We start from the raw sequence: 11,598 nt of genomic DNA, 5'->3' as shown, positions 1-11,598 counted from the left end.
GCCCTGGGATGGCAATGATATGGACCACTACGCCGACGACCTGGCCCAATTGATCGAGGCGCTGGATTTGAAGAATGTGATCCTGTTCGGCTTCTCGACCGGAGGTGGTGAAGTGGCGCGTTATGTGGGCCGCCATGGCACAGGACGCATCGCCAAGTTGGGCCTGATTTCGGCCGTGCCGCCGCTGATGGTGAAGACTGCCGATAACCCCGGCGGCTTGCCAGTGGAAGTCTTCGACGGCATTCGCGCCGGTTCCGAGAAAGACCGTTCGCAGCTGTACCTGGATATTGCTTCCGGTCCCTTCTACAGCTACAACCGGCCGGGCGCCAAGCCGTCGCAAGGCATCATTCAGTCGTGGTGGATGCAGGGCATGATGGGCGGYCACAAGAACACCTATGACTCGATCAAGGCCTTCTCGCAAACGGACTTCCGCGACGACCTGAAGAAGTTCGATAAGCCGACCCTGATCATTCACGGCGATGGCGACCAGATCGTGCCGATCGACGCCGCCGGCCGCGCCTCAGCCAGGATTGTGACGCACGCCAGACTGATCGTGTATGAAGGCGCGCCACACGGCCTGACCGACACGCACAAGGAGCGCGTCAATGCGGATCTGCTGGAGTTCGTGAAATCCTGAAGCACAAAAAAAACCGCCGGCAATGGCCTATCGCCGGCGGTGATTCGGGGTATTAACTTTATTCTTTCTCAGCAGGGCGAACCCGGCCGGGCCGGCCACACGAAGCCAGCTATTTCATAATATCAAGCGGCCGTGCCCATGTTCAATGTTTTTCTGCAGTTCGCCCCCTCATAACGACCGTTCGTCGCAATTCCCCCGCACAACAGGCAACAGCTCATTAGCATTCCTATATCTCAACCTGGATAACAAGGAATAAAAATGCGCCTGACCCTGACTTTTGCTGCCGTCCTCGCCCTCGCCGGCTGCGTAATCGTGGTGCCCGACGGTAAAGCCGACTATCGCTGGTCTTCCAGCTCATCCATTCAGGGCAATGGTTCCAGCGCTACCGAAACGCGTAGCGCGAACAGTGTCGTGGCCGTGCGTATCGAGAACCGCCGCCGCGTCGACATGGAAGTGGACGTGCGTGTGGGCGGCGCCTCCACGCTGACCGTGGAAGGCGACAGCAATCTGCTGCCTTATGTGCATACCGATCTCGATGGCGACACCCTGCGCATCTCGACCGATGAAGACCTGCGTAGCGGTGCGCCGATCCGCGTGCTGCTGACCGTGCCGCGCCTGCGCGAGCTGGCCTCCACCGGCTCGGTGCAGGTGGATGTGAATGGCTTGAATGGCGGGGCGCTGCGTGTGTCGCACACGGGCTCAGGCCGGGTGGCGATGCACGGCCGGCTGGATGACCTGAACCTCGATCACACCGGCTCCGGTTCCTTCAGCGGCGATGGCCTGGAGTCGCGTACCGCGAACGTGAATATGGTGGGCTCGGGCCGCATCGATCTGGGTACGCTGCGCGGCGATGCGCTGCGCGTGAACAGCACGGGTTCGGGCGGTTTCTATGCACGCGGCGCGGTTCATCGTCTGGATGTGCAGACCCAGGGTTCGGGCGGCGTGTATCTGTCCGAACTGCATGCGGAGGTGGCGAATCTGTCCAGCTCCGGTTCGGGCGGCATTACGGCCTGGGTGTCGCAGAAAGTCGATGCGCATGGCAACGGCTCGGGCGGCATCCAGGTGTCCGGCAATCCCGCGCAGCGCAATGTGTCCGGACGCCGCACTACTATCCAGTAATCACTCGATCGTCAGCTGCAGATCGCGCCCCGATTTCGCGGTATTGCCCGCGAAATCGGCGGCGTAAATACGCAGCGTGTAATCGCCCGGCTTCAGATCGGCCACCTTCCACACGCCCGGCGTGACTTCGCCGTTGATCAGCGTGCTGTTCAGTGCATACGCGAAGTGCGTGGCCTTGCTGCCATATACGGTGATGCCGCTGTTCGGCGCGTACACGACTTTTACCGCTTCACGATCACGGGGCAGCTTGTTGTAGGTCTGCGTGATGACCGGCTTTTCGAAGCCTTTCAGCGGTTTGTCGTCTTGCAGGATCTGGTAGCCAAGCTGGTACAGGCCCAGGCGGCGTCGAGCCTGGTTGCCGTCCATCTGGTCGAAGGCGTCCACCACCACGGTCACTGCGCCCAGTGAGCGCGCCACGTGCAGACGCTGGCCTTTCTTCTGCGGCAAACGCTTTTCCTGCGGGTCGAGCAGCGTGATGCTGTTGATCTCCGGCGCGATGGTGTCTTGGATGCCGGGGAATGGCAGCGTGAGCGGATTGATTAACATGCCGCGCTCGAAGTAGTCGAGGTGCACGTGCGCCATCTTGTTGACGGTGCCCAGCGTGTCGCCCACCGCGAACCTTGTGCCGCGCTGCACGCGCACCCGCTCGGGTTTGCCATGCTCGTCTTTCAGCAGCTGGAATCTGGCGTCCAGCGGTTTGTCTTTGGCGTTGCGGCCGACGCGCATGTGGATGTAGTCCACTGTACCGAGGTTGATGCCTTCACCTGTGCTGCCGAAAGCCCAGTTGGCCAGAGGGTCGATGACCTTGGCATTTTCGATCACGTGCACCGGCGTGCCGATCGGCGCTTGCACGTCAAGGCCGGCATGGAAGTGATCGCGATTTTCACCGTCATAGCTTCCCCTCACCTCGCCCATCAGACCCACCACCTCATGCGGCTCATCCTGCGGCATCACCGGCCAGGGCATCATCTTGCGGCCCGTGGCTGCACGCGGAACCGCGCCTGCAGCAGCAGGCATCGCCCCCGCGGCGTCCGACGCAGCCATCTGAGCGCCGCCACTTGCGAGCCCCGCGCCAACCGTTGCCGCATTGGCCGTACTAATCGCGCCTCCCTGGGGGTGTGCACCGCTCTGCGCGGCGCCCGGAGCGGCGCCGACTGCACCGGAAGTGTTACCGTCGGCTGGGCCGCTAGTCGGCGCTGCGCCGGTTTGCGCCGCGTTCGCGGCGGGCGCGAGCGGCGTTTCTTGCGACAGGCGAACGATGCGCTGGGCGGTGGCATCGGTGACGATCACGCTGCCGTCGCGCGCGACAGCGAGGCCGCGGGGTCCGAACAAGTGCACGTTGCCTTCGGCGCCGATGGCCGGATTCGGCGCGTGGTCGGCATCAGTCAGCGCGGCCAGTTCGCCGGAAGGCGTCAGCTGCAGCACGCGTCCCTTCGCATTGGTTGCTATATACAGATAGCCATCCTGGGTCGCCGACAATGCCACGGGACGGCGCAAGATCGCATTGCGTTCCTCATCCGGTGCCGAAGCAATCGTAGTCACCGCGCCGTCCGCGCCAACGCGGCGCAAGGCATGGTTACGGGCGTCGGCCACCACAATCGTGCCATCCTTCATGACCGCAATCCCGGTCGGCGTATCGAAGAGCGCCGCCGCGCCGACGCCATCGGCAAAGCCCGGCAGGCGGCCGCCAACCAGCGTGGACACCGTCCCGTCCGGCAAAATCTTGCGCACGCGGTCATTATAGGTATCGGCCACATACACCACGCCTTCCACATCCACCGCCACGCCAACCGGACCATTGAACTGCGCCTGCGCGCCCTTGCCGTCCGCCGCGCCAGCAACACCACTACCAGCCAGGGTGGTCACCGTACCATCCGGCGCAACTTTGCGGATTGCGTGATTGCCCGTATCGGCCACATACAAATTCCCCTTGCGGTCCAGCGCCAGGCCGGAAGGCGTATTGAACGACACCTGCGCGCCAACGCCATCCTTGAAACCCTCGGCACCACCTGCCAGCACATGCCGGCTGCCGTCCGCCGCCAGCACGATGATGCGATTGCTGTCGCCGCCGTCGGCCACAAACACATTGCCTTTCTCATCGACCGCCACGCCATAAGGATCGGCCAGGCCATCCTCGGCCACGGTGCGCACGTGAGCCGCCCAGAACTTCTGCGTCACCGCCACGGCAGGCTTAAACAGCTTCGGCACTTCCACCGGACGCGGTCCGCCCGGCTTCGCCGCATACCATACGTAGCCACCACCGGCAGCCGCCACTACCGCGGCTATCGCGGCCAATTTCAATGTTGTCGAATTACGCATGACAGCATTGTACCGTCCGCTATCAGTGTCACCAAAGGCGCCTTCGCCCCGGCAAGGGGCAGGGATAAAAAAAAAGCCCGCTCAGGGAGCGGGCTGAATCTATTCCTTGGAGGAGAATAGAGGAGACAGGTGCAATTATGCTGCGCCGCGGCATATATGTCTAGTTTTTTGTAGGAATACTAGATATAAGTACCGCGAATGTCTCCTCGTCACTTATCAGTGGCGTACGGCAATACTCGGGATGCCATGCGCGTGTCCGTTTTCAGCAAGCCAACTTCGTCCGCCAGAATGTGGACGGACTCGTTCAGCAGCACGTCTTTTGCATTTTTGGCAGCTTTCTCGGCATCCAGCTCATCGGACAGCTTGCGCTCATCCGCCTGCAAGCCGTCATCCGTGCGGATCGCGCCCTTCACCGACTGCGCTTGGCGCTGAGCCGCACGCGGATTGGCCGGCTTGGCCGAAATCGCCTTGTTCAGCGCATCTTTCGGATCAGGCACGGTCACCGGATCGTCCGGCGATGGGCCTGCTGCCAGACGCTGCTCGCGCAGCTTGGCACGCGCTTCCTGCTGGTCGCGTTCCTTGCGGCGGGCCGTTTCGTTCAGCGAGATCAGGTTTTCCTTGCGCTGCTTCTTCACGTAGGCGATGTCTTCCAGCAGGTACTGGAAGTCCTTGTCCTTCGACACACGGGCTTCGTGCTTCTTGTCCAGCAGCGGAATCACTTCCTTCAGCTCGCCCGCCGGAATGTAGACGGCTGGCTTGATCTGGGTGTACGGCAGCGCATTGTCGTAGCTGGACTCGCCGAAGGATTCCGCATCGCTGACGTAAGGCAGCTTGATGTCCGGCGTCACGCCGCGCAACTGGGTGGTGCCGCCGTTGATACGGAAGAACTGGGCGATCGTCATCTTCAGCTCGCCGTAGCGGGCTTTATCGGATTGGCCGAAGCGGTCCAGGTTCACCAGGGTCTGCACGGTGCCCTTGCCGAAGCTGGGCTCACCGATGATCAGACCACGGCCGTAATCCTGGATTGCAGCGGCAAAGATCTCGGATGCAGAAGCCGAACCGCGGTTGATCAGCACGCCGACCGGACCGTCCCAGGCCAGGCCCGGCACGTTGTCGCTTTCGACCTCGACCTTGCCTTCGGCATTGCGCTGCTGCACCACCGGGCCGCGATCGATGAACAGGCCGGTCAGTTCGACCGCCTCGTTCAGCGAACCGCCGCCGTTATTGCGCAGGTCGATCAGCACGCTCTCAACCTTGTCCTTCTTCATCTCGCCCAGCAGACGGGCTACGTCGCGGGTCGCGCTCTTGAATTCCTTGTCGCCTTTGCGGCGCGCTTCGAAGTCCTGGTAGAAGGTCGGCAGCGAGATCACACCGATGCGATGCTTGGCTACGCCATCCTTCACTTCCATGATGGTCTTCTTGGCGGACTGCTCTTCCATGCTGATTTTCTTGCGGATCAGCGGCAGCACGAACGGCTTGCCGTCCGGACCGGCATCGGCAGGCAGTACCTGCAGGCGCACCGTGGAGTCCTTGGCGCCACGGATCTGCGCCACGACATCGTCGATACGCCAGCCCAGCACGTCGGTGAACGGGCCGGACTCGCCCTGGCCCACGCCAATGATGCGGTCGCCGACCTTCAGTTTGCCCGACAGGCCCGCCGGGCTGCCCGGCACGATTTCGCGGATCACGGTGTATTCGTCACGCGGCTGCAGCACGGCGCCAATGCCTTCCAGCGACAGGCGCATCGCGATATCAAAGTTCTCGGAAGCGCGCGGGCCGAGGTAGTTGGTGTGCGGCTCGATCGACATCGCATACGCGTTCATGAAGATCTGGAACACGTCTTCGTTGTTCAGCTTCTTGGAACGGGTGACGTAGTTCTCGTAGCGCTTGTCCAGCGTTTCGCGGATGGCCTTGTCGTCCTTGCCGGCCAGCTTCAGGCRCAGCCAGTCGTTCTTCACGCGCTTGCGCCACAGATCCTTGATCTCGGCTTCGTTCTTTGGCCATTCGGCTTTTTCGCGGTCGAACTGATAGCTCTCGTCGACGGTGAAGTCAAATTTGGTCTTGAGCAGTTCACGTGCATAAGCCATGCGCTCAACGAAGTGCTGCTGGTACACGTTATACATCTGGAACGGGATGGTCAGATTCTCGCTGACGATGGCGTCATCCAGCTTGGTGCGGTAAGGCGCGAACTGGTCGATATCGGCCTGAGTCAGGAACAGCTTTTCGCCGTCCAGCGACTTCAGATAGCGGTCGAAGATTTTCTCCGACATCGCATCGTCCAGAGGCGTTGCCTTGTAGTGGTAGCGCGGCAGCACACGGGATGCCCACAGGGCAGCTTGCCCTTGTTGGGCGGCGGGCTTGATCGGCGTGTCTGCCGTCTTGTCCTGCGCCGCATAAGCGGACGCGATTGCGAGGGACATGATGGCCAACAGCATTTGCTTCTTCATCGGCTTGCTCCGAACGTATATACAAAAAGATGCCACGAGGGGCTTCATCTTTATTCTACATGATGAAACGCAGGAATACCCCGTACAGAGCAGCAGTTTCCGGGTTTTACCTTAGGGCCGTCTTAAAGCCACCATAGTAAAGCGGCAATGATGACAAGATAGGGCCAGGAGCGCAGTGCAATCTTCCAGTCCACCGCGGATGGCCAGCAGGCCAGGAATTGCGGCGCCACCAGCAGCGCCAGCAGCATGTCGAGCGGCTCGAAATGCCAGCCGGGCCGGGTGCGCAGCACGGCCACCCAAACCGGCAATGCCGCAATCAGGAAAGGCGCCAGGGCGGCCGGGGCCGCGTTATACCAGCGCACGCGGGTCAGCGACACGGAACCCAGTTCCCAGCCCCGTCCTACCCGTCTTGGAATGATGGTGAAAGCCGCCGGCCTGGCGCCGGTCAGCAAACCGACCAGGAAATGCGCGAACTCATGGCAGATGGTGCCAGCCAGCCGGAACAGGAAGAAGACGGGATGGACTGCGGAGAGACGGCGGATCACCAGTGCCAGCGCGAACGACGGCACCAGGTACAGCAGCACATCGCGCTGCCCGCATAGCCAGGCAGGCGCGAGGCTGGTGCACTCGACCATTGCCATTCAATTACCTCCCCAACAGACCCGCTTGAATATTGGGGAGGATTATAACGCCGCCCCGCGGGACGGCAATGCCCTAAGTACGCTTGAGCTGGTCCGCCTCAAACGGCGTGCGGCGCAGGCGCTTGCCGGTCGCTGCAAACACCGCATTGGCCAATGCCGGCTGGATAACCGCAGTCCCCAGTTCGCCCATGCCGCCAGGCGATTCGGTACTTGGCACCACATGGACTTCCATCGGCGGCGCCTCGTTCATGCGCAGGATCTGGTAATCGTGGAAATTGCTCTGCATGATGCGGCCGTTTTCCAGCGTCAGCTTGCCGTACAGGGCCGCGGTGAGGCCGTAGACATGGCCGCTCTCGGTCTGCGCCAGCACGCCGTCCGGGTGAATGACCTGTCCACAATCGACCGCCGTGGTCACCTTTTTCAGCTTGATCTGGCCGTCCGCATTCACCGCACATTCGACCACCGAGCATGCCCAGCTGCCCCAGGCCTGGCACACCGCCAGACCCATGCCGCTGCCAGGCTCCATCTTCTTGCCCCAGCCCGCCTTTTGCGTGGCCAGGTTCAGCACGGCGAGCGCGCGCGGGTTCTTGGTCAACAAGGCCTGACGGAAGCTGAGCGGGTCCTGATTGGCCGCCAGCGCCGCCTCATCGATAAAGCTTTCGATCACGAAGGTATTGTGGGTCGGTCCAACGCCGCGCCAGAAACCGGTCGGCACGGCCGTTTCAACGGGTTGATATTCGATGTGGCGGTGCTCAAAGCCATAGGGGCTTTCCGAAGCGTCGATGGCATCGGTGTCGATGCCATTCGCCATCCAGGCCGGCGCATAGCGTGCTTCAATCGCTGAGCCGACCAGGCGGTGACGGAAGCCCACCGGCTTGCCTTGCGCGTCGAAGGCCATCGACAGCTCGTCGCGATAGAACGGACGGTAGTAGTCGTGGGCCATGTCTTCTTCGCGGCTCCAGATCAGCTTGACCGGGAAATCGACCTGCCTGGCAATCTGGGCGGCCTGAACGATGTAATCGACATCCAGCCTGCGTCCGAAGCCGCCGCCCAGCAGGAAGTTATTGATCGTCACCTGTTTCGGCTCCACGTTCAGGGCCTTGGCGACGAAGAGCTGGGCGCGTTCGGGCGTTTGCGTGCCGGTCCAGATATCGACCTTGCCGTTCTTTACCAGCGCCGTGCAGTTCATCGGCTCCATCGTGGCGTGCGCCAGGAACGGCGCGAAGTAAACCGCGTCCACCGTCTTGCCGGCTGCGGCGGCTTTTCCAAAGTCGCCTTCGTTGACGTGCATGAGGCCTTTCTTGCGCGCGGTTTCTTCCAGCACTTTTTCCCATTCCGCGTTGTTGAACTTGGCGTTCGGGCCTTCATCCCACGTGATTTCGAGCGCAGCCAGGCCTTTGCGCGCGGCGCCGTTGTGGTCGGCGATCACGGCGACGGCGTCGTCCAGCTTGACCACTTTACGGACGCCTTTCACGGCCAGCGCCTTGCTGTCGTTGACCGAGGCCAGCTTGCCGCCAAACACAGGGCAGGCTTTGACCGCAGCGATCTTCATGTTGGGCACTTGCGCATCGATGCCGAACTTGGCCGTGCCATTGCACTTGGGCGGCACGTCCAGGCGTTTGGCGGGTTTGCCGATGTGGGTGAAGTTTGCGGTCTTCAGCGGCACATCTTTCGGCACCGTCACGCCGGCCGCCTTTGCGGCGAGTGCACCGTAGGCCAGCTTGCGCCCGCTGGGCGTGTGCACCACTTCGCCGTTCGCCGCCTTGCAGGTGTCAGGCGACACCTTCCATTGGTCGGCGGCGGCCTGCACCAGCATCACGCGCGCCGTCGCGCCCGCCTCGCGCAAAGGCTTCCAGGCAGCGCGTACGCTGGCTGACGCGCCGGTCAGCTGCACGCCGAACATGCCGTGCTTGTAGGCCGGATCGGCAGGCGCGTGTGCCCAGTCGATCTTGTTCAGGTCCACTTCCAGCTCATCGGCAAGGATGATGGGAATCGAAGTGTAAGTGCCCTGCCCCATTTCCACATACGGCATGGTCATGGTCACCCGTCCGTTCGGATGGACGGTGATGAAGGCGTTGGGCTTGAAATCGGCCGCCACCGCGCGGGCGTCCGGAAGATAGAAGGACAGCACCAGGCCACCGGCGGCGCCCAGGCTGGCTTGCATGAAGTGGCGGCGGGATGCGCTGAATTCAGTCGGAGCATTCATTCTGTTCCTCCTTAAGCGGCGCCTGAGGCGGTCTTGATGGCAGCGCGAATGCGCGAATAGGTGCCGCAGCGGCAGATATTGCCGGACATCGCGTTCTCGATGTCCTCATCCGATGGCTTGGGATTGGAGGCCAGGAGCGCGGTCGCGCTCATGATCTGGCCGGACTGGCAGTAGCCGCATTGCGGCACGTCATGCGCCACCCAGGCTTGCTGCACCCGCTTGCCGACGGCCGTATTGCTGATCGCCTCAATCGTGGTGATCTTGCCTTTGCCGATCGACTCGACCGGCGTGCTACAGGATCGGATCGGCTGGCCATTGAGGTGCACGGTGCAGGCGCCGCACAGCGCCATGCCGCAGCCGAACTTGGTGCCCGTCATGTGCAGGACGTCTCGCAGCACCCACAACAGCGGGGTGTCGCCGTCGACATCGACAGTCTGGGGTTTGCCATTGATATTCAGGACGTAGCTCATCGATGATCCCCTTCATCTTTTGGTTGTGTGTCCATTGATTATCTTTCCTGAACCCAAAGTCGAGTGGTACTCTATTGCTTACTTCTGGCACTTCCTTGCTGCAAGGAGATCGTTTCCATGGCTTACGCCCACCCGCACCGCCTGGCCCCGCGCGCATTGCTTCGTATCAAGGAATTTATCGATGCGCATTTGCATGAAGAGATCGATTTATCGACCCTGGCGGGACTGGCCAACGTAAGCCGCTTCCACTTCGCGCGCCTGTTCCGCGCCACGGTCGGTGTGAGCGCCATGACGTATGTGGAGCAATGCAGGATGGAGCGCGCGCAGGCACTGATTCTCGCAGGCGAGCTGCAGCTGGCCCAGGTGGCGTCGCTGGTCGGCTACGATGACCCGAGCTACTTCACCCGCCGCTTCCGCCACCGCTGCGGACAGACGCCATCGGCCTGGGCGCGCGCGCACTGACGATACAAACCGATAACAATTTTCAGTCAATGTTCTCCGCGACCGGGGCTAAGCTTTAGCTAGCCACTGACCAGAGGAGAAGAATAATGCGTGCCCTCGCCTTTTCCCTCACCGCATTAGTGTCCCTGTCCGCGCTTGCCGCCGAGCCTTTGCCGCGCAAGTTCGGCATCATGTCCCTGTCCGGCGACAGCATTTCCACGTACAACGCCATTACGCAGTCCGGTACCCGTGTCGGACAGCTGCGGCGCAATCTGATCCCGCTGAATAACACAGCGTTTGACGATATCACCGTGCAGGCGGCAAACAAGGCGGTGCAGCAAGTAGAACCCGCCACGCCCACCGCAATGCTCTTGACGCTCGACGGCAAGCTCTATCAGGCCCAGAACGCCATGTTCGACAATCCCTCAGCCAACAAGGCTGAGTTGGAATACCTTCAAAGCCTGCTGGCCGAGCGCGGCATCAGCCACCTGATCCTCGTTTCCAAACTCAACGCAGAATCTGAAGTGCGCTTGAATCGGTCAACCGAGGAACGCGGTCGCATCGAAGGCCTGGGCTTCTATCTCGACAACGGCATCCGCATCAAAGACGACGAGTCTCGCCAGTCCGGCCACGGAGTCATCGCGCCCTTCGCCTACGTCAAACTACGCCTGATTGATGCCTCCAGCATGCAGGTGATCAAGGAAGTCATCCAGAAGCAAAGCAGCACCATCGGCAACCTGCGCGGCGAAAGCGGCCTGTATGCCTGGAACGTCCTCAGCGCCGGGGAGAAGGTCAGCTACATGGAAACCCTGCTGAATGCCGCCATGACGAAAGGCGTACCTCAACTGCTCGGAGCAACCCGCGCGTCGGCCGACAGCGCGCAATTGCGGTGCAAGGGCAGCATCTACGACAAGCCGCTGATTTCATCGCGTTAGACACTAAGGCACCCTTTTCGACGTGCCGGTCACGTCTACGCCCTTTCGACGTTACGACGACGTGAGGGACATCCCGGCTAAAATGTAGGCCTGTTTATCAAGTCGAATGTTCACCATGCACATCTGGGTCGACGCGGACGCCTGCCCCGCCGTCATCAAGGAAATTTTGTTCCGCGTAGCAGAGCGATTGCAGCTTAGCGTGACCCTGGTAGCAAACCAGCTAATGCGCGTCCCGGGCTCGCGCTATGTCCGTGCCCTCCAGGTCCCGGCAGGTGCAGACGCCGCCGACGCCGAAATCGTTGCACGTGTCAGCCCCGGCGATATTGTCGTGACCGGAGACATCCCGCTGGCTTCTCTGGTGCTCGAAAAGGGTGGCCTACCCC

At 61.7% G+C, this 11,598-nt stretch carries 10 protein-coding genes; 5 read left to right on the top strand and 5 right to left on the bottom strand.

The features are described from left to right. Positions 1-637: alpha/beta fold hydrolase (locus tag AB4Z11_RS09445; protein WP_442024739.1), on the top strand; the 637-nt coding region annotated here is incomplete at its 5' end. A gap of 258 nt (positions 638-895) precedes the next feature. Beyond that, a complete protein-coding gene (locus AB4Z11_RS09440; protein ID WP_442024737.1) occupies positions 896-1,756 on the top strand; it encodes a GIN domain-containing protein in 861 nt (286 codons plus the stop codon). Here AB4Z11_RS09440 and AB4Z11_RS09435 read toward each other — a convergent pair whose 3' ends face one another. From AB4Z11_RS09435 to AB4Z11_RS09415, 5 genes are all read right to left on the bottom strand, one after another. Beyond that, positions 1,757-4,075 (bottom strand): gluconolaconase, encoded by a 2,319-nt coding sequence (locus AB4Z11_RS09435; protein WP_442024735.1) that lies wholly within the window; start codon positions 4,073-4,075, stop codon positions 1,757-1,759. 209 nt (positions 4,076-4,284) lie between these two features. Further along, a complete protein-coding gene (locus AB4Z11_RS09430; RefSeq protein WP_442024733.1) occupies positions 4,285-6,522 on the bottom strand; it encodes a carboxy terminal-processing peptidase in 2,238 nt (745 codons plus the stop codon). 122 nt (positions 6,523-6,644) lie between these two features. Next, entirely contained in the window at positions 6,645-7,163 is a 519-nt protein-coding gene (locus AB4Z11_RS09425) for a hypothetical protein (RefSeq protein ID WP_442024731.1), read from the bottom strand. 73 nt (positions 7,164-7,236) lie between these two features. Then, complete coding sequence (locus AB4Z11_RS09420) at positions 7,237-9,369, bottom strand: molybdopterin cofactor-binding domain-containing protein (RefSeq protein ID WP_442024729.1); 2,133 nt, start codon at positions 9,367-9,369, stop codon at positions 7,237-7,239. Positions 9,370-9,380: 11 nt separating this feature from the next. Then, positions 9,381-9,839, bottom strand: a complete 459-nt coding sequence (locus AB4Z11_RS09415; RefSeq protein ID WP_442024727.1) for a (2Fe-2S)-binding protein — start codon at positions 9,837-9,839, stop codon at positions 9,381-9,383. Positions 9,840-9,956: 117 nt separating this feature from the next. Here AB4Z11_RS09415 and AB4Z11_RS09410 point away from each other — a divergent pair, with 117 nt between their 5' ends. The 3 genes from AB4Z11_RS09410 to AB4Z11_RS09400 form a co-directional block, all read left to right on the top strand. Next, positions 9,957-10,301 carry a helix-turn-helix transcriptional regulator gene (locus tag AB4Z11_RS09410; protein WP_442024725.1) on the top strand — a complete coding sequence of 115 codons (345 nt, stop codon included), beginning with the start codon at positions 9,957-9,959 and terminating at the stop codon, positions 10,299-10,301. A gap of 86 nt (positions 10,302-10,387) precedes the next feature. Then, positions 10,388-11,215, top strand: coding sequence for a hypothetical protein (locus AB4Z11_RS09405; protein ID WP_442024723.1), 828 nt, complete (start codon positions 10,388-10,390; stop codon positions 11,213-11,215). Positions 11,216-11,330: 115 nt separating this feature from the next. Then, on the top strand, positions 11,331-11,598 hold a 268-nt coding region (locus AB4Z11_RS09400; protein ID WP_442024741.1), incomplete at its 3' end, for a YaiI/YqxD family protein.

Origin of the sequence: Pseudoduganella sp. RAF53_2 (genome assembly GCF_052113985.1) — a bacterium.
GTDB lineage: Bacteria > Pseudomonadota > Gammaproteobacteria > Burkholderiales > Burkholderiaceae_D > Rugamonas.
This window is presented reverse-complemented; position numbering and strand designations above follow the sequence as displayed.